This is a genomic window from Camelimonas fluminis (assembly GCF_014656355.1).
Lineage (GTDB): Bacteria > Pseudomonadota > Alphaproteobacteria > Rhizobiales > Beijerinckiaceae > Camelimonas > Camelimonas fluminis.
In genome coordinates this window covers 1-23,906 of the sequence record NZ_BNCG01000034.1, presented here as the reverse complement: position 1 = coordinate 23,906, position 23,906 = coordinate 1, and the positions used below count along the sequence as shown (strand labels likewise).

18 protein-coding genes are annotated in these 23,906 nt (G+C 62.5%); 5 read left to right on the top strand and 13 right to left on the bottom strand.

Going from position 1 to position 23,906, the window contains the following annotated elements; genetic code table 11:
* A partial coding sequence (locus IE243_RS19300) for a Tn3 family transposase (RefSeq protein ID WP_191320994.1) occupies positions 1-2,153 on the bottom strand: 2,153 nt, incomplete at its 3' end.
* Between the two features lie 218 nt (positions 2,154-2,371).
* On the opposite strand from IE243_RS19300, the gene IE243_RS19295 reads away from it, so the two are divergent.
* Positions 2,372-3,028 carry a recombinase family protein gene (locus IE243_RS19295; RefSeq protein ID WP_067990406.1) on the top strand — a complete coding sequence of 219 codons (657 nt, stop codon included), beginning with the start codon at positions 2,372-2,374 and terminating at the stop codon, positions 3,026-3,028.
* A 66-nt stretch (positions 3,029-3,094) separates the two neighbouring features.
* Here the strand turns inward: IE243_RS19295 and IE243_RS19290 are convergent, their stop codons facing one another.
* From IE243_RS19290 to IE243_RS24005, 7 genes are all read right to left on the bottom strand, one after another.
* Positions 3,095-4,624: a thymidine phosphorylase family protein gene (locus IE243_RS19290; RefSeq protein ID WP_062313640.1), complete on the bottom strand. Its 1,530-nt coding sequence runs from the start codon at positions 4,622-4,624 to the stop codon at positions 3,095-3,097.
* Positions 4,621-5,979 (bottom strand): MBL fold metallo-hydrolase RNA specificity domain-containing protein, encoded by a 1,359-nt coding sequence (locus IE243_RS19285; protein WP_054164245.1) that lies wholly within the window; start codon positions 5,977-5,979, stop codon positions 4,621-4,623. Before IE243_RS19285 ends, IE243_RS19290 begins: the two co-directional genes overlap by 4 nt.
* 9 nt (positions 5,980-5,988) lie before the next feature.
* A complete protein-coding gene (locus IE243_RS19280; protein WP_062313642.1) occupies positions 5,989-8,358 on the bottom strand; it encodes a phosphoketolase family protein in 2,370 nt (789 codons plus the stop codon).
* Positions 8,359-8,404: 46 nt separating this feature from the next.
* Entirely contained in the window at positions 8,405-9,436 is a 1,032-nt protein-coding gene (locus IE243_RS19275) for a ribose-phosphate pyrophosphokinase (RefSeq protein ID WP_062313644.1), read from the bottom strand.
* A 152-nt stretch (positions 9,437-9,588) separates the two neighbouring features.
* Complete coding sequence (locus tag IE243_RS23590) at positions 9,589-10,038, bottom strand: hypothetical protein (protein ID WP_244526140.1); 450 nt, start codon at positions 10,036-10,038, stop codon at positions 9,589-9,591.
* 40 nt (positions 10,039-10,078) lie between these two features.
* On the bottom strand, positions 10,079-10,996 hold the full coding sequence (locus IE243_RS19265) for a cation diffusion facilitator family transporter (protein ID WP_054164248.1): 918 nt from the start codon (positions 10,994-10,996) through the stop codon (positions 10,079-10,081).
* Between the two features lie 203 nt (positions 10,997-11,199).
* On the bottom strand, positions 11,200-11,379 hold the full coding sequence (locus tag IE243_RS24005; RefSeq protein ID WP_373301726.1) for a zinc-ribbon domain-containing protein: 180 nt from the start codon (positions 11,377-11,379) through the stop codon (positions 11,200-11,202).
* A 518-nt stretch (positions 11,380-11,897) separates the two neighbouring features.
* On the opposite strand from IE243_RS24005, the gene IE243_RS19255 reads away from it, so the two are divergent.
* Positions 11,898-12,359: an MgtC/SapB family protein gene (locus tag IE243_RS19255; protein ID WP_054164268.1), complete on the top strand. Its 462-nt coding sequence runs from the start codon at positions 11,898-11,900 to the stop codon at positions 12,357-12,359.
* Between the two features lie 116 nt (positions 12,360-12,475).
* Here the strand turns inward: IE243_RS19255 and IE243_RS19250 are convergent, their stop codons facing one another.
* The 4 genes from IE243_RS19250 to IE243_RS19235 all read right to left on the bottom strand — a co-directional run bounded on the left by IE243_RS19250 (position 12,476) and on the right by IE243_RS19235 (position 17,945).
* Positions 12,476-12,934, bottom strand: a complete 459-nt coding sequence (locus IE243_RS19250; RefSeq protein ID WP_062313648.1) for a ferritin-like domain-containing protein — start codon at positions 12,932-12,934, stop codon at positions 12,476-12,478.
* A 1,052-nt stretch (positions 12,935-13,986) separates the two neighbouring features.
* On the bottom strand, positions 13,987-14,295 hold the full coding sequence (locus IE243_RS19245) for a ClpX C4-type zinc finger protein (RefSeq protein ID WP_054164251.1): 309 nt from the start codon (positions 14,293-14,295) through the stop codon (positions 13,987-13,989).
* A 175-nt stretch (positions 14,296-14,470) separates the two neighbouring features.
* Positions 14,471-17,023: a heavy metal translocating P-type ATPase gene (locus tag IE243_RS19240; RefSeq protein ID WP_062313650.1), complete on the bottom strand. Its 2,553-nt coding sequence runs from the start codon at positions 17,021-17,023 to the stop codon at positions 14,471-14,473.
* Between the two features lie 331 nt (positions 17,024-17,354).
* Entirely contained in the window at positions 17,355-17,945 is a 591-nt protein-coding gene (locus IE243_RS19235; RefSeq protein WP_172687272.1) for a recombinase family protein, read from the bottom strand.
* 210 nt (positions 17,946-18,155) lie between these two features.
* Here IE243_RS19235 and IE243_RS19230 point away from each other — a divergent pair, with 210 nt between their 5' ends.
* Positions 18,156-21,125, top strand: coding sequence for a Tn3 family transposase (locus tag IE243_RS19230; RefSeq protein WP_191320993.1), 2,970 nt, complete (start codon positions 18,156-18,158; stop codon positions 21,123-21,125).
* Positions 21,126-21,328: 203 nt separating this feature from the next.
* A complete protein-coding gene (locus IE243_RS19225; protein ID WP_132011010.1) occupies positions 21,329-22,357 on the top strand; it encodes a glutathione S-transferase family protein in 1,029 nt (342 codons plus the stop codon).
* A gap of 429 nt (positions 22,358-22,786) precedes the next feature.
* On the opposite strand, the gene IE243_RS19220 is transcribed toward IE243_RS19225, so the two are convergent.
* Complete coding sequence (locus IE243_RS19220; RefSeq protein WP_132011008.1) at positions 22,787-23,128, bottom strand: winged helix-turn-helix transcriptional regulator; 342 nt, start codon at positions 23,126-23,128, stop codon at positions 22,787-22,789.
* Positions 23,129-23,203: 75 nt separating this feature from the next.
* On the opposite strand from IE243_RS19220, the gene IE243_RS19215 reads away from it, so the two are divergent.
* On the top strand, positions 23,204-23,746 hold the full coding sequence (locus tag IE243_RS19215) for a carboxymuconolactone decarboxylase family protein (RefSeq protein ID WP_132011006.1): 543 nt from the start codon (positions 23,204-23,206) through the stop codon (positions 23,744-23,746).
* Positions 23,747-23,906: the final 160 nt, after the last annotated feature.

Genomic DNA, 23,906 nt, shown 5'->3' with positions numbered 1-23,906 from the left:
TTCTGATCCAAGAGTCTTGGTATTAGCGTACGATTTCGAGCAGATCTTGTTCTGCCCCCATACTTGGCGTTCACTTCGGCCGCGCCCGCGCGCTCGCGGCCAGCCCGGAAGAACTGCCCGTCGGAGGAAGAGGCCGTGCCGTCGCCCCAGTGACGCGCGAATGGCAGCCGGTGATGAGCATCGACGATCATGGCGAGCGCGGCGCGATAGTTTTCTTCCGAAAGATACCAGTTGTGGGTCCAGGCGAGCTGGGCGTAGCTGACGCCTTGGCTGGCGTTCGCCATGCGCTCGAGGCCAAGATTGGTGCCGTCGGCCAGGACAGTGGCGAGCACGGCGTTCGGGTTGTCGTGGATCTTGCCGCTGCGCAGATCGCGGAAAGCCGACAGGAACCCCGTCCGAGCCGCAACCTCGCGCAGCAGATCGGTGATGCGCAGGCGTGGCAAGAGCGCGTCGAGCTTGCGGTCGAGCATGTCGGCCTCGGGTGGCGTCGCCGGCGGCAGCGGCTTCACCTTCAGCTTGCCGCGCACCATCGACACGCCTTCCAGCTTGTCCTGCCGCAGCAGCGCAGAGAAGCGCTTCAATCGCCAATCCAAAACGCGGGCGCGACTTGCAATGTAGGCGTCCGCGGCAACACCGATCGGTAATCCGGTGGCGATTTCGACCGCTGCCCGCTTCGAGAGCAGATAAGCGTCGAAGCGCCGATAGTTCCGCGAGCACTCGATCCAGACGTCGCCTGCCCGCAGCCGGTCGCGCAGCGTCGAGAGCACGGCGGTCTCATAGAGCCGGCGGTCGATCCGGCCGTTACCCTGGCGCACGAGCCGCTTCCATTGCCTGTTTTTGAACGGCAGCGGCGCATCGTCCGGCACATCGCGCCGGCCACGCCGGTTGAGCTCGCGCAAAATCTCGACCGCCCGCAGGAGGGAAGCTCCGCCTCCAGCGGCGCGGAAAGCGAACGCCTCGAGGAACGCCGGCGCGAAACGGCGGATCGTGCCGTAACGTTCGGTCGCGGCCGCCAGCATGTCTTCGTCGGCCAGTTCGGCCAGCGCATCGATCTGGGGCTTGGCGGCGAGGAGCCGATGCCAGCCGACCGTCTCGTCGATCACGGCGAGAGCGTCGGTATCGCCCTCGCGCGCTTCCGACAACGCCGCGATCGTGCGGCCAAACAGGCGCATGAGCTGGCCGACGTCACGGGTCGTTGCCTGGTAGCGCCGTTCCTGACCGCGCCGGGCGCGGCTGAAGAGGGATCCGACGAGCTTGTCGAACATGTCGATCGCGGCATCCGCCAGTCGCATCTCGAGGTCGATCAGGCTCGCAATGAGGGTCGCCCGGCGTCGGTTTGCGGAGTAGTCGGAGAGCAGGAACGCCGGCGCCACCGCGCCTTCGCGCACGAACTGCCGGAAGCGGTGCTCGTGAACCGCGGACATGACGTCATCGGCGGAGATGCCGATGCCGCGCACGAAGGCCAAGCGATCCAGAAGGTCGTTGATGTTCGTCGTCGAGGGCGACTCCGGGATGTCGCGCAGCCAGGCAAACCGGGTCGAGTTCAGCGCGGCATCGTTGACCAGCAGAGCATCGAGGCGGCCGAGTTGCTCGGGCGCCAATGGAGCAACGAGAGCTTCCGCGGCTTTCCGTCGAGCGCGAGCCCGCCCGGCCAATCCGGCTCGTTCGATCGTGTCGGGGGCGGGAAGGATGATTTTGGCGGAACGCAGACCTTCGACAATCCCGTGAGCGATCGGTTCGCCCTTGTCGGTCGACCACGCGGCTGCGGCGGCGAGATCGAGAGCGAGCGGCACATCGGCACGGATGAAGGGGCGCAAGCCGAGATAGCCGAAGAGTTCGCCCGCGTGATCGAGCCGGGTCTGGGTGCGACGGCTATAATCGCGAAAGGCTGCCGCCGAGAGCCCGAGCTGATGAGCAAGGTAGGTCAGGAGCGCGTCGGGCACCGCATCGCCGGCGCGTAGGCCAAACCCCGGATAGCGCAGAAGGCAAAGCTGGACCGCAAATCCAAGACGGTTGCGACTGCCGCGCCGATCGGCGGCAAGGTCGAACTCAGCGGGCGACAAGGTGTAATGCCGGATGAGTTCGCTCTCGCCCTCGGGAATGCCGAAGAGGCGCCCGCGCTCGTCATCGGTCAGCAGCTCCCGCCGCGCCATGTCGGCCATCCTCCCCAAGGATGATCGACCCTAACCCGCCTCACCGACCTCGCCGAGTCCGATCAGTCGGATTGCGTCACACAATCAACAGCTCAATGCGTTTGCAGGCCTTTGACAGAATGACGGGATTAGTGACACGATTCGTCGATCATCAAGCTGCAGTAGCGGCGCTCGGATAATCGGCCGTTTGCGTGACGGCGCCGGAAGGGAAGAAGCTGGTGCTGATAGGCTACATGCGCGTGAGCAAGACGGACGGCAGCCAGGTCGTCGATCTGCAATCCGACGCGCTCGTGGCGGCCGGCGTCGCCGTCGATCAACTCTACACCGATCGCGCGTCGGGAAAACGCGACGACCGCCCAGGACTGGAGGCCTGCCTGAGAGCGCTGCGCGATGGCGACACGCTGATGGTCTGGAAGCTCGATCGGCTGGGCCGCAGCCTCAAGCACCTCGTCGATGTCGTGCAGGCTCTCAATAGACGCGGCGTCGGGCTGAAGGTGCTCACCGGCCAAGGCGCCGCGATCGACACCACCACGGCCAACGGCCGGCTGATGTTCAACTTCTTCGCGGCGCTGGCGGAGTTCGAGCGCGAGCTGATCGTCGAGCGCACCAATGCCGGCCTCGCCGCAGCACGAGCCCGCGGGCGCAACGGCGGCCGGCCCTTCAAGATGACGTCGGCGAAACTGCGGCTGGCGCAGGCGGCCATGGGCAAACCCGAGACGAAAATCGGTGAGCTCTGTGCCGAACTCGGCGTCACCCGTCAGACGCTCTACCGCCATGTCGCGCCCACAGGGGATCTCCGGCCAGACGGCGAAAAGCTGCTCGGCCGCAAGCCCAAATCGCCGCGTTCCCGGTCCGTCCAACTAAACGCGGTTTAGCGAACAAACCTTGAGGTGCCCCCAGGTAAGCCTAGACGATCCGACTCAACCGCCAGCAGGGAGCCTTCAAGACCCGACTATCAGAATATCGCCAGCACGTGCCGCATAGTCGAGCGCGTAGGCGAGCTCGCCGGGTGTCTCGGCGTGGACATGAAAGAGCGGCTGTCCGCGATCAACCTCCGCGCCAAGCCGCACCTCCATGAAGACGCCGGCAGCCTTGGCGCCGGGCGCACCGGCCAGCTTGGCAAGCCGCGCTAGTTTGCGATTGTCGATATGAACGATTCGGCCTGCGCGCGGCGCAACCAATGGATAGACGTGGCGCGCCTGCGGCGGAGTGCGCAGTCCGCCCTGCGCCTCACAGATGGCTTCGAACTTCTTCCACGCCCGGCCGTCGGAAAGCGTCGCGAGCGCCAGCGTCACGCCGCTTCCCTTGCTGGCCTTTCCGCCAATTTCCAGTGCCGCGCCCGCCAGCGTGACAGCTCGCTGGCGCAGGTCATCGGGCGCGTCGGATTTGTTATGCAAAACGGCGAGCACATCGAAGGCCTCGAGCGCCGGACCGATGCCACGGCCGACGGGCTGCGAGCCATCGGTTTGAAGGCATAAGGCGGCAAGGTTAAAGCGCGCAGCCACTGCGGTCATGCGCTCGGCAAGGCGGTCAGCGACGTCTTTACCGCGCACCTTCGCGGTTGCGCCGACCGGGATATCGATGACCACGTGTGTCGAGCCTGCAGCGATCTTCTTCGAGAGGACGGACGCAATCAACTGACCTTCAGTATCGATATCCAGTTCGCGCTCCACCCGCACGAAGATATCGTCGGCCGGGCTGAGGTGGACCGCACCGCCCCAGGCAATGCAGCCCCCTTCCGCCTCCACCACGCGTCGGAGAGTCGCGATGTCGAGATCGACAGGCGCCAAGGTTTCCATCATATCGGCCGTACCGGCCGGCGAGGTGATCGCGCGCGAGGAGGTCTTGGGCATGACGAGGCCGTTCGCGGCCACGATCGCCACGACAATCGGCGTGGTGCGGTTGCCAGGAAGCCCGCCGATGCAGTGTTTATCGACCACGATCGCGGCATCCCAGCGCAGGCGGTCGCCGACATTCACCATTGCCCTCGTCAGACTAACCGTCTCCTCTTCGTCCAGCGGCAGCGCGGCGCTCGCGGTCAGGAAGGCGGCGAGGTGCACGTCGGTGTAGCTGCCGGCGACAACATCCCTCACGATCTCCGAGAAGGCGGACGTATCCAGACGATTGCCATAGATACGCCGCCGCACATCAGCGAGCGAATCCATTGCGGGTGGATGGGAGACCCTGACCTCGTCGCCTTCCGCGACGCCAAGAAGGTCCCAGGCGGTTTCGGACAGTCCGATCTCGTCGAGGCCCAGCATGGCTTCACCGTCGACTTGAAAAAGAGTCGCCTGGACCTGGCGCTTGCCATTGGCCACGAGAACCTGAGAGCGCGAAGCAAATCCCTCGGCCCGGCAGACGTGACAGTCGGCACGCATGATTACGATCGCCTGATGCTGGCTATGCAGCCGGAGACGGCGTACACGGTGCCTTGGTTGATCGGCACGAGCAGCGTTATCTGTCGTCGTCATAGATCGAAGATCTGGTTCTGACGTGGCACAGCGGCATCCCACCCAAGTTCGCGATCAATCCGCACCCGCAGCGCTTCGGCGGCGTCGGCCTCGCCATGGACGATGAAGACGCGAGACGGAGCGCGGCGGAAGCCGGAGAGCCAGCGCATCAGCTCGCTAGCATCAGCGTGTGCCGACAGCATCGACAGGTCATCGACCTCTGCCCGAACCGGCACCCATTGGCCATGGATCCTGATGTCGCGCGCGCCCTGAAGCATCGCTCGGCCTCGCGTTCCAGCGGCCTGGAACCCGGAGAACAGGATCGTGTGCTTGGGATCGGTCGCGAAGGCCTTGAGGTGATGGAGAACACGGCCTCCCGTCGCCATCCCGCTCGCCGATATCACGACCTTGGGCCAGGGGCTGGTCGAGATCGCCTTGGAGCTTTCCACATCGCGTGTATAGGTGGCGATGCCGCAGATCGCGTCGCATTCCTTGGAAGACAAGTGGTGATCGTCGTGGTGGGCGTGGAGCAGGCCTGTCGCCTCGATCGCCATCGGGCTGTCCAGATAGATCGGGACGCCCGATAGACGGCCGGCGGTCTGCAGGCGCCACAGATGATAGAGCAGCGACTGTGCGCGCCCGACCGCAAAGGCCGGGATGACGACGGTGCCGCCGCGCTTGATGGTGCGCTCGATGACCTTGCCGAGCGCTTCGGTGGGATCGGCAGAATCGTGGAGGCGGTTTCCGTAGGTCGATTCAACGACGACGTAATCTGCTTCGGCGATAGCTGCCGGGTCCGGAAAGATTGGGTCGCCGTAGCGGCCAAGGTCCCCTGAAAAAGCAATGCGGCGGCCGCCCCATTCGATCTCGGCGCTGGCGGCTCCGAGGATGTGGCCGGCGTAGCGAAACCTCACGGTCGCACCACCTGGGAGCGTCGTGACCGTGTTGAAAGGAACAAGCGAAAAGAACTCCATGGCGCGTTCGGCATCACGCGCGCCGTACAGCGGCAGCGCCGGCTTGTGTTTGGAGAACCCTTTCCGATTGGCGTACTCAGCGTCCTTCTCGTTGAGGTAGCCGCTGTCCTTGAGGATGAGCTCTGCGACATCGCGTGTCGCCGCGGTCGCGTAGATGCGGCCACGAAAGCCGTCACGCACGAGCTTGGGTAAGTAGCCCGAGTGATCGAGATGAGCATGGGTCAAGACGACGGCATCGATGCTCGACGGCGCGACCGGCAACGGTTCCCAGTTCAGCTCGCGAAGGTTCTTGAGGCCTTGAAATAGACCGCAATCAATCAAGATGCGCTTGCCGCCGTTGGTGAGGAGATGTTTCGAGCCGGTGACAGTGCCGGCGCCGCCGAGAGAGGTCAGAGTCAACATTGCGAACTTTCAGAATGTGAAGGCGGCCAAATCCGCCGGATCGCCGCGTCCGTCGAGCGCGCCTTGCTCGGTCGAGGAGAGAATCTCCTCGCGCTTGCAGCCGAGGAGAGCGCCTCCCGCGTCCACCAGATGCGCCCAGCTACAGCGGTTAGCGAACAGCATGCCTGCAACGTCGAGCGTGCCGCCCCGGCTGATATAGCCGCGCGCGACAGTCCTTTGAGGCCCGGAGTCGAGCCGCCGCAACAAGCCGAGCATTGGTTCCGGTCTCGCGTGAGACACGATGACTCGCGGCAGCCCGGCCGGGAACAGCGCCGCAATATCCTGCTCGCTAGCTGTGAAGGCGGCTTCAATGGAATCGCGGGGGATTCGGAATCGGCCAGGTTCCGAGAGAGCGGTTACGAGAACGCGGCGGCCGTGCGTCTTGAGGCGATGTGCTGCCTTGAGCGCCTCCTCGAGCTGGTAGGCGCCGATGGCAACCAGTTGCAACTCGGCCCCGTCGCGCTCGCCTTCGATGTGAGCGGCGCCATCGGCAATGAACTTGAGCGCAGCCTCGCCACCGAAGCGATACGGCATGTCGCGCTTCGACACGATGAGGCAGGCTACCTGTCCGCGACCCTGGTAGACGGCTCGCAGGGCGGCCATGGCGCTGTTGGTATCCACGGGGAACAGAACGCGTGCCGTGTCGGACATCTCGCCGAGCAGCGCCTCGCCAATGGTCGGGTCCTGATGCGACTGCTCGTTTTTGGAGTTCTCCCAGGTATGAGACGTGACGATGAGCGGGACGGATACCCAACCCGGCTTCTGGCCGACCTCACGCTGGCGACGGGCGAAGACGATCTCCTGGCGAAGCCCGCCCAACATCTTCAAGGCGAAAGCCTCGTAGCTGACAATCAGGTTGATGCCTCCCTTGTTGGCGAGCGCCGCGCCCGCAACCGCTTCCTCGTTGAGCGCGGTGATGACCGCCCCATCCACGGCATCGGCGACGTTGGGCTCCGAAACGTTCACCCGGTGGCGCAACCTGTCGAGGGTTGCACCCATATGGTTTGAGCGCAGTTCGTCGGGGTTGCCGACACGGGGCCGAAGGCCGGGGTTCGCATCGACGAGGCGGACGAACCAGCGGTCGATAGCATGCATCGCGCAGTCGGGCGGACTGCCGGCTACGGTCCAATCAGGTTCGGGGAGTACTGGAGTCGGAGGCCGCCGCAGCGCGAGGGGGTGCCGGCTTTCGGGCACGCGGCCTTGCTTGCCATGGACAGCGATCGCTGCGACGGCTTGCTCAATCTCGTCAGGCGGCACGAACAGCACGCGGGCCGCATCGTTGAAGGCGGTACGGGCTGCTTCGTCCTGCGCGGGATTGCCACCGAGCGGCAGATTGTGCGCGGCATTCGTGCCCGCTCCCGGAAAGCCGAACCCTTTGACGGTTTCGGCGATCACATAAGGAACCGGCGCCGGATAGGAATGCGCCGCATCCGCAGCGAAACTCTGGAGTCGGCGCTCGGCTTCTAGAATGGCCCCTGCGAAGGCGGCTGGATCGCGGCCATCGACGATGAAGGGATCAAAGCCGTTGAGCTTGAGATGGTCGGCGAGCCATGTGGCGCCACCCTGCTGCGCGATCTGGACGCGCTCTTCGATACGCCGCCCGTTGAGGATCATGACCGGGATGACATGGCCGGAATCTTCGGCCCGCCACCAGCGAGGCGTCCAGTCCGAACCGCGCTGTTCCTCGAATGCGCCGTCGCTCAGGAACGCCACGAGGCTTTCGCCGGGGAGCGGCATGTGCACGTACTGCACCTCCGCGAAGCCGAGATAACCGCCTTCGGAGATCGCGCCGGCGGTATTCGGTCCTGCGTGGCTGCCGAGCGGTACGGCCGGAGCGCCGTCGGGGCCGATCTTGTATGAGTAGAAGTCGGCGGCGAGTTGCGACAATCCCTTCTCGCTGCGATCGTAGCGGCCCTTCTGCGCCGGTGAGACATCGCCGGTGAGGACGTTGACGGCCTCGATAGCGGCAACACAATGGCCTTGGCCCATCAGCCAGGAACGCGTCGTCGCTGAAATCGCATTGGCCGTCAGATAGCCGACAAAAGCCGGGACCATGTTGAGCGAGCCGCCGGTATGTCCTTCCGGGGTGGTCTTGAAAGCGTCCGCCGGGAGCGGGGCGCCAGAGAGATCGACCCGCTTGGTGTAGGTCATATGGACCACGCTCCACATGGCGGCGGAGGTGAGGCGGTCGGCAGCCACCAGCATCCGATAGAGCGGTTGCGGATCGATGCGGCCGGACGAAGCCAGCGCCACTATGCGCTCGACCGTCTCTTCACGATGGACAATCGGGCCGTATCCCTTGCGCCAAGTGTTGAACATCTTGGAGGCCGTGCCGCTCATGCTGCATCGTCGCCTTTATTGGATCTGGTTTCGGGAGGCGGCACTTTCACCGCGCCCCGCTCGTCCAGGATGGCGGATCGCTCGCGGGAAAGGAATCGAGACCCGCCCGCTCCACCTCATCCAAGGGCTCGGGCGGACGCCGGTGCCGGACGAGGTCTGCCGACGATGGAGCGCTCAATCCGAGCGCGTTCGCAACCAGCGGCGCAAGGCCGATGGCATTGCTCTCGTGAGGAACAGAATCTGTCGAAACGATCCGGCTGCAAAGCGGCGCAAGGCGCTGGAAAGAATCTTCGGCAAAAATGCCATGCACAACGACCACCACGGGTCGCGCAAAGCCTTGAAGCGGAAGTTTGAGAGCCGCTTCGATCAGCGTGCGGCCGGACGAGGCGATGTCATCGACCAGCACCGGCTGCCGGCCACGCCATCTGGACAGATCGGGTAATTCGACGTCGACATTGCGATCGCCATGCCGGATCTTGCGCAGCACCGCGTGTGGGGCGCCAATGCGTGCGGCGATGGCCGATACCCATTGCTCGCTCTCTTCGTCGGGACCGACGAGAAAAGGATTGTCGACTTCCGCGGCAATCCAATCCGCCAGCAGCGGCGCCGCATGCAGCGTATCCGTCGGGATCGTGTAGAGCGCCGAGAGAGTCGAATATCTATGCAGATGCGGATCGACGGTGACCAGCCGGTCGAAGCTCGACGAGACGAGCCGCGCGAAGCTCTTCGACGTCACCGCCTCACCCGGCTGAAAACGGCGATCCTGCCGCATATAAGCGAGATAAGGCGCGATCAGAGTGACCTCTCGCGCGCCGAGCGCCCGCGCGGCATCTGCCGCGAAGACAAGACGCAAGAAGCCATCATCGGGCCTTGCGAGTGTGCAGACCAGATCGACCGCTTTGCCTGCAACGTCGGAAAGGATACGGACGTAGGACTCGCCATCCGGAAATTGCCGGGTTCCTATTGTGCCGAGCTCCCAATGCCCGGCTGCTGCCAGATGCTGCCCAAAGGCTTCGTTGCCCGGCAGGGAAAGGATCAGGCGAGGAGCAGATCCCGGATGGTCTTGTTTTTCTGTCATCCTTCCTCGACTCTAGAATTTGCCGAAACTGGGTGATGGCTACCCCAATCATGCCGCCGGTCACTCATTTGCGACAGTGGAATTACCACAAGGCAGTGGTTCAAGATATGACTGGGATCATTCCAGAGCGCGGCCGGAGCGATAGCACTTACTTAATGTCGGCGTCTGCCGAATGCTCCACCCAAACGCCAAAGCATCCTCGGCAAGAGGACGATCAACAGCGCGCCAAGCGCCCAAATCACGATGGCTGCCGGCTTCAGGACGATCATCAGCAAGGAGACCGCCTGGTCGAGGAGACCGGTGGACTTCAGGCTGTCGATCGCGACGCCGACCTCTTTGCCGACGCCTATCGCGCTTCCGGCGTCCTTCCCCGCTTGCAACACGGCGCCGCCGCTGGTTGAGAGCCACGACAGGGCGATATCGAGTGCGACATATCCAACATAGACAACGACCGTCCATGCAAGGAGACCGAAGATGACGACAACCCACGAGATCGGCGCCCGCGGCGGAGCATCAGTCGAGTAACCGGACCTGGGCGCCGGGTATCGATTTGATCCAGGACCCTTTCGGAAAGAGCGTTCATTCCAATGATCGTTACCCACGTCGTCCTCACTCGTTCACTGCGGCAAACTCTCGACGAAATCAAAACGGCCGCTTGGCTTCGGCTCCCTCAAGCGCTTCGTCCTCGATCTGGATCGTCACATGTGTCAGGCCAAAGCCAGTCTTCAGCGCCTCCTGAGCTTCGGCCAGTATCGTCCGGGCTGAAGCCGTGTCAGTCACGACAAGGTGGCCGCTCATCGCATCGGCGCCGGATGTAATCGTCCAGACATGGAGATCACGAACGGCAAGGACGCCCGGAATCTCGAGAAGCCTCTTTTCAAGCAAGGCCATGTCGATTTCCGGCGGCGTGCCCTCCATTAGAATATGGATCGCTTGCTTGAGCAGGATCCACGTGCGCGGGACAATGAACAGCCCGATGCCGGCGCCGATGATCGGATCGACTAGTTGCCAGCCGGTCAGAACCACCACGATTGCAGCCACAATGACGCCGAGCGAACCGAGCATGTCCGCCAGCACCTCGAAGTAGGCGCCTTTGACGTTGAGGCTCTCCGCCGAGCCGGCGGAGAGCATTTTCATACTGATCAGGTTGACGACGAGACCGGCAACTGCCACGGCCAGCATCGGTCCGCCGATGATCTCCGGCGGGCTCAAGAATCGCTGATAGGCCTCGTAGAGGATATATACAGTCAGGAGGAGGAGAACCACGGCGTTGGTGAGCGCCGATAGCACCTCCATACGAACATAGCCGAAGGTGTTCTGTGGTGTCCGTGGCCGTTCGGCGAAACGGATCGCGATCAAAGCCAATGCCAGGCCGCCGGCATCGGTGAGCATGTGGGCTGCGTCGGCAAGGAGAGCGAGGCTGCCGGTCCACAAGCCGCCGATAACCTCGACAACCATAAAAGTGGTGGTGAGGGTCAGCGCAATGTACAGTCTGCGCTTATGCCGCCCCGCTGCTGTCGCGGTAGATACTGGGTCGCTCGCTGAAACCCCTGCGGCCATGTCACCCTCTCGCGCCTAGAATTCAGTTCGTTAAGACGGCGCGCCTCGGCATCAGCTCCTGCTTGTACAGCCTCGGGCACGGATGCAGATTCTTTTCGACGATCACTCTCATCCCCAACCGGGCATGACGTCGCGTTCCTGTGAATGCACGAGGCCTTCAGCCTCACATGTTCACCAATCGGACGTCGGCGTGAAGATAGGACTCACTTTCCCTCAGGATTTGCTCCGGCCACCGCCGTACCGCAAGAGCGGCAAAATTTAGAGTTGGCTGGAATTGACGCATTGCACTTCGAACACGCCGCCTCGGACGATCCGAAGCGCTGGCCACAATTGGCGCAAAAACGGCTGTCCGGCGCGTTGTCAGAGCGACAGCTGGGACACACAAGCACCCGCTGTTGCGCGGGCGGCGGCGATTGATCCCAGTCCGGATTCTGCTGATTGCCCCAAGGCGCACCACGATCGGGCCCTCGGCCGTACCGGTCTCCGTGGCCGCCTCCATGATGACCGCCTCCATGGCCGCCGCCATACCTCCGGCCAAACAGACGGTCGAGAAAATGCGAACCCACAGCAACCTCCTACGAGTAAAAGTCTGCCAACATGAAATAAGGCGCCTGTCCAATCTTGACAACCGCCGGGAGCCGGTCCCGCCGCCATGTGTTCGGGCTCCGCAATTGAAAGTCAATTGCAAACCCCCGGGATTTTTTAGCTAGAATCTCGCATTCATTTTGTAACATTCCGCCCGCTCTGAACGAATGGAGAATTTCTGGCCGAGCGGTAGCCAATCATCGACTGGGGCGGAAGAGGCTGGGCACGGAAAATCTCTTCGTCGTGTAACAGAGTAACAGGAACCCCTGCACGAGCACTATTGTTCTGGATGTCCGTTGGCGAGTGGGAGATGACGATGAGATTTGCAGCCTTGAATTGGGTAGAAATGGGCTCCCACTTGGTCGATTTGGCTATCGCCTACATTTTGGCATTGCCGATTGGATGGGAGCGGGAAAGTCAGGAGCGCAGCGCTGGTCTACGAACCTTTCCGCTCGTCGCGATTGCCGCGTGCGGTTTTGTGCTCGTCGCGATCCGCGTCTTGGGCGAGACCTCGATGGGTCAGGCTCGGATTCTCGAAGGTCTGATTACGGGAATAGGATTCATTGGCGGAGGTGCCATCCTGAAGCGCGGAGACCATACGTCCGGCACAGCCACAGCGGCCAGCTTGTGGGCAACAGGGGCGCTCGGGGGAGCTGTTGGCTACGGTCTCTATGATATTGCCCTGATCCTCAGCATTGTGACCTTCGCAACTCTCCGCTCTCTTGCCCCTCTGAAAAGCATGATCCAGCCCTCAACACCCAACGATGGCAAAAGCTAATATTTGAGGCGCGCGTCCACGCCAGAAATCGTCATTTCGACAAAATAATCAACACATTGGGCGCGGACAGACCTCGCACTCAAATCCTTCGGCGTGCGTGCACCTCGCACGCGATGCTAGTTGGTCAAATCTGGCGCGTCTTCGCCCAGAGCGGTGGCAAGATCAATCAAATGGTCTTGCTCATCGAGCAAGATCTCGCGGATGTGCTCGGCGATAGCGAATTCGCCCAATGTTTCACACTGACGGATCCGCTCGCGATAGTTCTTGATTGTGTCGATCTCGTTCTGAAGATCTGCCCGCAATATCTTCTCCGCGCTATCGGATACTTCGATGGGTTTTGGAATCGTCGTTGGTGTAGCGCCGAGATAATCAATTTGCCGAGATATCGTCAGCGCGTGTTTCAGCTCTTCCGCGGCGTGCTTTTGTAGCTGATCCGCAATGCTCATATACTCAGCACCCTTGAGCACTTGCGAATAGACAACGTACGCGATGATCGCTTGGTATTCGCGAGCCAAGTCTTCGTTCAGCAGCGCCGCCAGCTTCTCGCGTGCAATCGAAGGTCTGTTGTCTGCCATTTACCCGCCCAATGTGCGTTATTCGGCATAGACAACGCTGCGGTGCTATTTGGGTTCCTTTCGAAATAAGCCCGGTTACAAAGATGTGCGAGAGACACCCCATCAATCGCGCGAGTTTGCCAGAAACGCTTTGATCGAGAGAGGTACAGCTAACAGGGCAGCTTTTTTTGCAGTAGTCGCTGATTGCGCCTGCTTATAATTATTTTCAGCGTTACATTTCCACGCCCGTCCGAGCCAAAAGTAGAGTCTGCGGATTTGCGGATTGTCCAAGTTCGCGCGCAGCGCCACTACGATTAGAGGGTGATAAGCTCGACCAGACTTTCGATGTCTGACGATTCGCCTTCTCAAGGCACGAGCCGGCAAAGCTAATGATGCCCGTGGTGCTGCAAATGACCCCCGAAATTATGTCCACTGGAAAGGTGCCCACCTAAATGGTGACCGTAATAGCCACCTAAATGGTGACCATAATAGAGCGGCACATAGACGGGATAGGAGTACGCGGCGTACGGATAAGGGCCGATCGGGTATCCCCTGTAGCCACGATATGCATAATGCCGATGTCGGTGGCGGTGTTTGCGGGAATGAACTTGTTGGAATAGGTCCCCTCCGATGGACGCACTCGGCGCCAGAGATTTAGGAGCGGCGCCGGGCAAAGCGCTCGCCGCATTGGAATACAAGAGGCACGCCGAGGCCGCGCTGATCCCGATTATGAGAAGTTTCCGCATCATCACCTCCTTTAGGTATCGTACAATCAAAGACTCTTGCGCAGCTCCGAAGGTCCGACGCTTGACATCGCGGCTTATGCCCGACGTCAGAGATAGCAAATAAGCCTTTTTTCATGCCGCCTCCGACCACAAACGAAACGGGCCATGGCAGTAAGGAAAACGGCAATCTTCGCATTGGGTTCCAACCACAATTATGCGTGGATGCCCAACAGTTCGCTCAGCCGAAGGCTGAGGGCGGCCGGGAAATCCGGACAAGTACCGCGCGGAGCCTTGATCGCCGCCCCTCGCGGAATCTCCCTAAGCCGACTATTGCCCGCCGAACCGTTCCTACGCAGTTTGGCAGGACACGCCGAGGGGCTCTGCAATCTTTGCCCAGCTTACCTCTCGATGGCGGAGCGTGTCGACGATCTCCGCGAGATGCTCGCGGTGCGCCTCTGCTGTGGCGTGGAGGGGTCCAAGGGCCGCGACGAAACGATCAGTCGGCCACGTCGCCGGATCAAAATCCCGCGGCAGTGCAGCAGTGCCGGACATGAAAAGTCGGCTCGCTTCGACGCAAGCGTCGCAAATGTGAATGCCGCCCGGCCCTGCGGCCAGCTTAGCGACCTCGCGTTCCGATTTCCACAGAATGAACGGCATAGCTTGCGCCACACTACGAACCCTACTGTCAGGACGACCCTGACTGTAAGGGAGAACCTGACAGGACAATGCTCGCCGTTCCAATACGGCTGGAATAGCCTTCGTATCTTTCGCCGGCTCCCGTATCCGCCCACATTGCCCGGGCGGCTCCTCCGGTGGGGAATACGCCGAGCTGCTATTGTCTCTTGTCGCGATACGCGAGCAGCCGCAGCGCGTTGACGACGACCACGAGCGTCGAACCCTCATGCACCGCGACTGCCGCACCGATGCTGAGCCCCATGATCGTCGCCGGCACCAAGATCACGACCACGCCGAGGCTGATGAACACGTTCTGCAAGATGATCCCGCGGGTGTGGCGGCTGAGGCCCACAGCAAAGGGCAGGTGACTGAGATCGTCGGCCATCAGCGCGACGTCCGCAGTCTCTAGAGCGACGTCGGAGCCGGCCGCGCCCATCGCGATGCCAACCGTCGCGCTCGCCATCGCAGGCGCGTCATTCACGCCGTCGCCGACCATGGCGACCTTCTGCTCGGCGCTCAGCTTCTTGATCGCCTCAACCTTGTCCTCCGGCATCAGATCGCCCCAGGCCTCATCGAGCCCGACATCCTTGGCGATAGCGTCGGCGACCTTCTGGTGATCGCCGGAGATCATGATCATCCGCTTGATGCCGAGCGCGTGCAGTTCCGCCAGCGCGACACGCGCGGCGGCGCGTGGCGTATCCATCAAGCCTATCGCACCGAGTTCCTTGTCGCCGTAGCGCACGACCATCGTGGTGCGGCCGCCGTCGCGCAGTTTCGCAATGGCCGCTCTCATGGCCTCGCCCAGCGGCGCAATGCCGTCGGCGCCGAACATCTCGGCCTTGCCGATCCAGACCGGCTTGCCCTCCAACGTTGCGGTCACCCCGCGTCCGGTGAGGCTCTTGAGATCCTGCGCCTCCGGGACGTCGCGTCCACCCAACCGCTCACGGCCGTCGCGTGCGATCGCCTCCGCAAGCGGATGATCGCTGAGTTGCTCGACGGCCACGGCGACCCTGAGCAGTTCGTCTTCCGAAACACTCTCGGCCGGGACGATGTCGGTGATGCGCGGACGGCCCTCCGTCAGCGTGCCGGTCTTGTCGAACGCGATCGCGCTTAACGAGCCGAGATTTTCCAATGGCGCGCCGCCTTTTACGAGGACGCCGCCGCGCGCCGCGCGCGCCACGCCGGACAGCACGGCGCTGGGCGTCGCGATCGCCAGCGCACAGGGGCTAGCCGCCACCAGGACCGCCATCGCGCGATAAAAGCTCGCGCTGAACGGCTCGTCGATCACCACCCAGGCGAACAGCAGAATGACGGCGAGCGCCAGCACGGCCGGCACAAAAATGCGCTCGAACTTATCGGTGAAACGCTGGGTCGGCGATTTCTGAGTCTCGGCCTCGCTCACCATCTGCACGACCTTGGCGAGCGCTGTTTCCGTCGAAAGACGCGTCACCTCGATCTCGATCGCACCCGCGCCGTTGATGGTGCCGGCGAAGACGCGCGAGGATGAGTCCACGGCGTTGGGCTTGGCCCGTGCCTTGGCAATGTCCTCGACATGCCGCTTGTCGACCGGGATGCTCTCGCCGGTCACCGGCGCCTGGTTGACGCTCGACTCGCCCTTGACCAGGAATCCATCGGCCGGCAGCCGCTCATTCGGACGCACGACAACCACGTCACCGACCACGAGGTCCTCTACGGGGACCTCGCGCGTCTCGCCGTCGCGGCGGACAGTGGCAGTTCGTGGAGCCAGTTCGGCGAGCGCTTCAATCGCCTGCTTGGCCCGCCCCATCGCATAGTGCTCGAGCGCGTGGCCGAGGCTGAACAGGAACAGCAGCAGCGCCCCCTCCGCGAAGGCGCCGAGCGCCGCGGCGCCCGCCGCTGCGACCAACATCAGCGTGTCGATCTCGAACTTCCTGAGGCGCAGATTGTCGATCGCTTCGCGCAGCGTATAGAATCCGCCGAAGAAATAGGCGGCGATATAGCAGGCGGTCGGCAGCCAGAAGGGAGCCGTCGGCAGGAGCTTCTCGATCGCGACGCCGACGCCAAGCAGAGCGCCACAAATGAGCGAGAAGATCAGTTCGGTGTTGGGCCCCAGAAGGCCGCCATGCGCATGATCGTGATCTTTTTCGCCCCTGCCGCCCTTGTCTTCGCCGTGATCGTGGCCGGCATGATCGGGACCGGCATGACTATGGTCCCCATGCGCGTCAGCCGCCTCGTCCGTCCCGGAACGCCGCGGCTCCGGCGCAGGCGCCCGGGCGACGACCTGCTCACGCACCGTGACACCCATTTTGGCGAGCGCATCGCGGATGGCCTTCTCAGACCCCTGGCTCCGGTCAAATTCAACACGCACCACCCCGCCGGCGCTCGCTTGCGCCTCCAGTACGCCCGGCACTGTACGCAGACCATCGGCAACCGTGCGTGCCCGGCGCTGGTGGGCGATCCCTTCGACCTGCCACAGCAGATGGCCGAACCGTTCGCTGATCGTGGCACCGGCGCTCGCCGCGAGCTCGCGGATCCGCGGTAGTGGTATGATCTCCGGGTCGTAGTGCACGCAAAGCTGGGCCGGCTCGCCCGGGCCGGTGCCCCGCACGTGCACCTCCTCGACGCCCGCGCGCCCGCCGATCTCCGAGGTGAGCCGCGCGACGCAGGCATCGTCGGCGTCCGGCACGTCAGGCAGCAGGATCGGAATATCCAGACGAAGTTTTTCGGTCATCTCACACCTCTTTGCCTCAAGCCACTGACGACGATGGGAGAGCGCTGCCAGCCTGTGCTGGCCGCTTCCTCATCATTTCTCCGAGATGGAGACGGGGCTGACCGGACTGTTCTCACGATTGCATAAATGCCGCGATAGTCCAATCTTCGTAAAGCCTCAATAGTAGAAACGCTTTTCGTTCTGACGCCCGCAGCGCATGCCAAGATCACCGCAATGTTCGCCGCTCCTCTTCCGGTTGAGCGGACCGGCAATCGGTCGGATCGGGCGATCTTGGGGGCACCTCAAGGTTTTACCGCCAGAATACGCTAAGCCGGACAAACCGGGAACGTGATCAGGCCGCGGTCTGAGGAGATTGGGTTCGAGCGAGGGTCCGGTACACCGTGGGCCTTGAGACGGAGAACACCTCGGCCAGATCGCTGATCGAATAGTCGCCGGTATTGTGCATCCGGCGCAACTCGGTCTGCTGCTTCTGGGTCAGCTTCGGCGGCTTGCCACGCAGCTTTCCTTTCGCGCGCGCGATGGCCATGCCCTCCCGGGTCCGCAAGCGGATCAGGTCGGCCTCGAACTCGGCAAAGGTGGCGAGGATGTTGAAGAACAGCTTCCCCATCGGGTCGGACGGATCATGGACGCTGGACCCGATCTGCAATCGCACGCCCCGCGCGGAAAGATCGTCCCCGATCGCGCGGGCGTCAGGGACGGAGCGGGCGAGGCGATCGAGCTTGGGCACCACCAATGTGTCTCCGGAGCGCACGGCCGCCAGCGCTTGGTCGAGGCCGGGCCGCGTCCGGTTCGTGCCGGTGAAGCCCCGATCCGTGTAGATGCGATCTGCCGCAACACCGAGCTTGAACAAAGCCTCCTGCTGGGCCGCGAGATCCTGCTTGTCGGTCGAACAGCGAGCATAGCCGATTATTGTGTTCGTCATCTCGGAATCTGTAACGTAAGGGGTGCCGTCACTGCAATAAATTCCGTACCAGCTTAATGAGACGGCCAGCGTCCTGTATTTTCGAGGCGCAAGCGCTTGCAGGCCAGGCGTCCGTTAAGCGTTCCTCTTGCGGACGGGATAGAGCATTCCCCTGGACTCGCCGCGCGCACTGGGATGGTCTGGGCCGATCGCTTCCTGCCGGAGCCCTTCATGGCGCAATACAACCTGCTGACCGATGACGAACGGTGTCAGCTTTTCGGCATCCCGACCGACCAAGCTGCACTGATCCGGCATTACACGCTCAGTCCCGAGGAGTTGGAATTCGTCCTCGCCCGGCGTGGTGATCGCAACCGGCTTGGCGTCGCCCTTCAGCTCTGTCTGTTTCGGCATCCGGGTTTCGGCCTGCGCGATCAGGAGGTGGTTCCGGACGAGGTACTGCACTATCTGGCGGCACAACTCGCCGTTCCGATGGAGGTCTACCGCGACTACGGCCGTCGGCGCCCGACCCGCCTCGAGCACAGCCAGGAGGTGGCGAAGCGATTGGGATTGCGATCCTCGGGGCGGGCCGACATGCCGTTGATGGTCGACATCGCGGCGGAAGCCGCCTGGTCGACCGATAGAGGCGTTGATATCGCCAACGCGCTGATGGAGGGACTCCGCGATCGAAAGATCATCCTGCCGGCTCCGGGGACACTGGAGCGCGCCGGCGCCACAGGGCGCGCTCGGGCACGGCGACTGACTGCGGAAGCGCTGATCGCGCCGCTGACGCCGGACCAGCTGGCGCAGATCGATGCCCTGCTCGGCACCAATCCGGATCTCGGCCGCACGCCGCTCGCCTGGCTCCGTGGCTTCCCGGAAGCGCCCAGCGCCGGCAACCTCAACGATATCCTGGAGCGGCTCGATCATATCCGCCGGATCGCCCTCCAGCCGGTCCTGGCGGATGCGATCCATGAAAACCGTTTCCGGCAGTTCGTGCGGGAAGGCGCCGTGGCGCCGGCCTTCCTCTTGAGCGATTATGGCCCTCGCCGCCGCCGGGCGACGCTGGTCGCCCAGATGATCGACCTGGAAAGCCAGCTTGCTGACGCCGCGGTCGAGATGTTCAACAAACTGGTCGGTTCCATGTTCACCCGCGCCAATCGGCGGAAGGAACGACAGTATCAGGGGACGGTAAAGGATGTGGGCCGGCTGATGCGGCTGTTCGACCAGACGCTGTCGGCGCTGCAGAATGCTCACGATCGGGATATCGACGCCTTCGACGTGCTCGACGCAGAGGTTGGCTGGTGGACCCTGATGAAGGCCAAGCCGGAGGTTGCAGCGCTGGCCGAGCTCGCGGCGGAGGATCCGCTCATCACCGCCACCGAGAAATACATGACCCTGCGCAAATACGCGCCCGCCTTCCTGGAAACCTTCACGTTCAGGGCGACGAAGACGCGCGATCCGGTCCTGTCCGCCATCGAAATCCTGCGCCAGGCGAACCGCAGCAAGGGTCGGGTCGAGATTCCGGCGTCCGCGCCCATGAGCTTCTCGCACAAGAAGTGGAAGGCGCTCGTCGTCGATGGCCGCAAGGTCGATCGCCGCCGCTACGAGATCGCGGTCTGCGCCACCTTGCGTGACCGGTTGCGGTCGGGCGACATCTGGATTGACGGCACGCGCAACTATCAGCGCTTCGACCGCTACCTCCTGCCGAAATCCGCCGTCCCGACCGCGGCGGCGAAGTTGCCGTTCACCCTCGATGCCCACGCCTATATCGAGGGGCGGACGCGATTGCTCGACTGGCGGCTCCGCCGCTTCGAGCGGAAGCTGAAGCGGGGTGCCTTGAAGGATGTCGAGCTGCGCAACGGGCGGCTGCACATCACACCGCTGACTGCGGCCACGTCGCCGGAGGTCGAGCCTCTGGACCGGATGATCGATGATATCCTGCCTCGCATCCGGATCACCGAGCTGCTGACCGAGGTTGCACGGCGGACCGGCTTTCTCTCCGCGTTCACCGATCTTCGCAGCGGCCGGCCGCATGATAATCCGAACGCCGTGCTGGCAGCGATCCTGGCTGACGCGAGCAATCTGGGATTGGAGCGGATGGCGAACGCCTCCCCGGGCGTCAGCTATGCCCAGCTCGCCTGGACCCATGACTGGTATATGCGCGAGGAGACATACGGTGCGGCGCTGGCGGCGATCATCGACACCCATCATGCCCATTCCTTCGCCGACATCTGGGGTCAGGGCACCACCTCGTCCTCGGACGGCCAGTTCGTTCGGACCGGCCGCGGCAGGGGAGGCCAGGCTGCCGTCAACGCCAAATACGGCATCGATCCCGGCGTTCGCTTCTACACCCATGTCTCGGACCAGCACGGTTCCTATCGCTCGGTGGTCATCTCCTCGACAGGCTCCGAAGCGCCATATGTTCTCGACGGCCTGATGCAGCATGGCACGTCACTGAAGATCACCGAACACTATACCGACACCGGCGGAGCCAGCGATCATATCTTCGGCCTGAGCCATATGCTCGGCTTCCGCTTCGTGCCGTGGCTGCGCGACCTGGCCGATCGCAAGCTCGCCCCGATCGGTTCTGCAAACCAGTACCCGGGGCTAAAAGACCTTATGGGTAAACCGATCCGGACGGACGCCATCTTCGAGTGCTGGGACGAGGTGGTCCACACCGTCGCCTCCGTCGATGCCGGCACCGTCGCGCCCTCGATCATCTTGAAGAAGCTCGCCGCGTATCGGCGGCAGAACCGGCTCGATCTGGCGCTCCAGGAGATCGGCCGGATCGAACGCTCGCTGTTCACGCTCGACTGGCTGGAGGATCCAGATCTCCGGCGCCGCTGTCGGGCGGGCCTCAACAAGGGCGAAGCCCGGCACTTCCTCGCTCAGGCCATCCATACCCAGCGACAGGGCCGGATGACCGACCGCACCCTGCTCAACCAGGGCTTTCGGGCCTCCGGCCTCAATCTGGTGATCGCGGCGATCGTCTGCTGGAATACGATCTACATGGATCGGGCTGTGCGGCACCTGAGGTCGACGGGCGTTGACGTCCCCGATCGTCTGCTCGCGCATGTCGCCCCGCTCGGATGGTCTCATATCAGTCTCACCGGCGATTACCTGTGGGAGCAGACGGCCCAGCTTTCCACCGACTACCGGCCCCTCCGCCTCCAGGACGATATCCTCGCTACCGCCGCTTGACGGCGTTCTCGTTTTGTCTGGCTTAGCGTATTCTGGCGGTAAAACCTTGAGGTGCCCCCTTTACAGAAATGGCGTACCAGCGTATTGGACTTTCTTGGGGCAGTGCATAAGCATTGCTATTGGAACAGGCGGGACTGTCAGTAGTCCCTTGGCTGGTCCAAGCGCGGTAGCGTCGTGCCAGTCAGACCGGAGAAAACGATACGATGGCCTTGCAGATCCCTGTCGCCTTCAGTGGCTCCCCTGGCTCACCCTACACGCGAAAGATGTTGGCGGTGCTGCGCTACCGACACATCCCCTATCGCTTCTTGCCGTCTAACAGTTTCACCGCCAAGTCCATGCCCCAGGCTCGGGTGCCGCTGCTGCCCACCTTCTATTTACCCAGCGACAGCGGCGAGCTAGAGGCGGTTACCGACTCCAGTCCCATCATCCGCCGTCTGGAGCGCGAAGCGGAGGGCCGCTCCGTGATCCCTGATGATCCTGCTCTCGCCTTCCTTGACGAACTGATTGAGGACTACGCCGACGAGTGGCTGACCAAGGCCATGTTCCATTACCGCTGGGTTTACGATGCAGACATCCGCAAGGCTGCTGCTATTTTACCCTGCTGGTCGGGCTATTCGGTCCCCGATGCGGAGTTGGCTCAGCGAGGCCAGGTGTTCAGTCAGCGGCAGATCAGCCGGCTAGGCGTGGTCGGCTCCAACGCGGTGACCGGACCGGTGATCGAGGCCAGCTACAGGCGGTTCCTGGCAGCCTTCGAAGCCCACTTGGCTCAGCAGCCGTTCCTGCTGGGGACGCGCCCTGCGGCGAGCGACTTCGCCGTATTCGGTCAACTGAGCCAGCTTGCCCAGTTCGACCCCACGCCGATGGCTCTTACCGCCGAGACCGCACCCCGTGTGTATGCTTGGGTCAGCCTGATGGAGGACCTATCGGGGCTTGAGCCGAGCGACTTGGCCTGGACGACGCTGGCGGCGGCGCCAGCTACCTTAGCGCCGTTACTGGCTGAGATTGGTCGCGTCTATCCGCCGGTGATGCTTGCCAATGCCCAGGCCCTGGCGACTGGCGCTTCAGAGGTGGCTGCTGAGGTCGACGGCAAACCCTGGGTTCAGACGCCGTTTCCTTACCAAGCCAAGTGCCTGAAGTGGCTTAGAGACAGCCATGCTGCTCTGCCGCCTGCGGCCCGCGACCAGGTTGGCCCGTTCCTAGAGCAGGCCGGCCTGGCGGGGATGTTCATCTGACATCGTCTGACAGTGACGGGGGAGGGTATCAGTTCAATTGATACCCTTGGTCCGGCCCTCACTGGGGGATGGACGCGTCACTGCCGCCCCACGCGCCCGTGCGTACTGGTGGCGAAACTCCCAAAGGTCGCGACGCAATTCGTCGGAACCTGCCCGATGATCCGGTGAGGGGGTGGTGACAGCATGGGAGGGAATCGGTGCAGAACCGTTTCTATGTTTCAGCTTCAGACCGGTGACACGGCCACAGAGGATCGACTGTCCTGGCCATGCCACTATCGGATTTTCCGACTGTGCTCCTAGCTCACGCGTTCAGGCTTGCCCGAGGGTGTAGCGCTTTCTGAGCAGCTCCCCATTGGCCATCTCACGCGCGCAGTTTGTGGCGAAACTCCTGCCCGCCATAGGCGGTTGCATCAACACCTCTCTTTCGGATTATTCTGGGTCCGCTCCAACCGGCTTGACTGTGCTGACCCATATGTCAGCGAAGCTATAGAGGGGCTTGAACGCCTTCAGCAGGTCTCTCCCTAAAGGAGTGAGGGAATATCCATGATTGTCCAACTGGACGAATCCAGCCTCCCTTAATTCATTCATTCGCGTTTGCAGGACAGTCGGAGAAATTCCTCCTGCTGCATCTCGCAAAGCTCGCGATGTTAAAGGGGCGTCTCTTAGCTCCCACAAAACGCGCAACGCCCAGCGACGGCCCAGCAAATCCAACAGCACCATGATGGGCCGTTGGGTTTTAGTGCGGAGAGCGAGTGCCGACTCTTTGTCCATCTGATGTGCCTATTGACTCGCTACATTTTTAGTAGCAATAATTTGCTACTGATATCGTAGCAAAAGGTGATCAATATGCAACGGATTGAGCCGGCGGCTGAGCCATTTCCAGCCCTTTTGCAGGAATATTTCGAGAAGACCGGCGCACCGCAGTTGGTGCTCTTTACCACTATTGGACGCAGTGAAAGGGCTTGGAAAAAGTTTAGTCGGGGGTCTCTGCTCGCAAACTCTCCCCTATCTCTGAGGGAGAGAGAGTTGATCATTGACCGGACCACCGCGCGGACAGGATGCGAATACGAGTGGGGCGTGCATGTCTGGCTTTTTGCCGAGAAGGCAGGACTATCAAGGGACGAGATTGCCGGCACCCTCACTTATCCATTGGCGCCGGAAAAATGGTCCCAGCGAGAAGCAGCCCTCCTGACAGCCGTAGACGCGCTACATGACCGATCAACCCTTTCAGATGCTGAGTTTCGCGGTCTAAAACAGCACTACTCCGATGAGCAAATTATTGAAATAATTCAGATAAGTGCTTTCTATCATCAGGTTGCATTCTTGGCCAACGGGCTAGCCCTCCCATTAGAAGCCAAGGCGGCTAATTTCGCCGACTATACCCCTTAGACATTGGCATGGAGCGGTGAGGTACGCATACCGCAAATGCCGGGGTGGGCACCTCCATGTACGCGCCACGGTGGCGCGTACATGCGTACTGCGGGGAAATGTGCCGCGCGACAAACAGGGTGAGATTCCGCGACAATCTGGGTGAGACGCTGTGGTGGGG

Coding starts and splice junctions, on each gene's coding strand:
- IE243_RS19240 (WP_062313650.1), bottom strand. CDS start 17,023: ATGACCGAAAAACTTCGTCTGGATATTCCGATCCTGCTGCCTGACGTG.
- IE243_RS19255 (WP_054164268.1), top strand. CDS start 11,898: ATGAGATTTGCAGCCTTGAATTGGGTAGAAATGGGCTCCCACTTGGTC.
- IE243_RS19230 (WP_191320993.1), top strand. CDS start 18,156: ATGGCGCAATACAACCTGCTGACCGATGACGAACGGTGTCAGCTTTTC.
- IE243_RS19285 (WP_054164245.1), bottom strand. CDS start 5,979: ATGTTGACTCTGACCTCTCTCGGCGGCGCCGGCACTGTCACCGGCTCG.
- IE243_RS19235 (WP_172687272.1), bottom strand. CDS start 17,945: ATGACGAACACAATAATCGGCTATGCTCGCTGTTCGACCGACAAGCAG.
- IE243_RS19275 (WP_062313644.1), bottom strand. CDS start 9,436: ATGACAGAAAAACAAGACCATCCGGGATCTGCTCCTCGCCTGATCCTT.
- IE243_RS19250 (WP_062313648.1), bottom strand. CDS start 12,934: ATGGCAGACAACAGACCTTCGATTGCACGCGAGAAGCTGGCGGCGCTG.
- IE243_RS19220 (WP_132011008.1), bottom strand. CDS start 23,128: ATGGACAAAGAGTCGGCACTCGCTCTCCGCACTAAAACCCAACGGCCC.
- IE243_RS19225 (WP_132011010.1), top strand. CDS start 21,329: ATGGCCTTGCAGATCCCTGTCGCCTTCAGTGGCTCCCCTGGCTCACCC.
- IE243_RS19215 (WP_132011006.1), top strand. CDS start 23,204: ATGCAACGGATTGAGCCGGCGGCTGAGCCATTTCCAGCCCTTTTGCAG.
- IE243_RS19290 (WP_062313640.1), bottom strand. CDS start 4,624: ATGACGACGACAGATAACGCTGCTCGTGCCGATCAACCAAGGCACCGT.
- IE243_RS19265 (WP_054164248.1), bottom strand. CDS start 10,996: ATGGCCGCAGGGGTTTCAGCGAGCGACCCAGTATCTACCGCGACAGCA.
- IE243_RS19245 (WP_054164251.1), bottom strand. CDS start 14,295: ATGCCGTTCATTCTGTGGAAATCGGAACGCGAGGTCGCTAAGCTGGCC.
- IE243_RS19280 (WP_062313642.1), bottom strand. CDS start 8,358: ATGAGCGGCACGGCCTCCAAGATGTTCAACACTTGGCGCAAGGGATAC.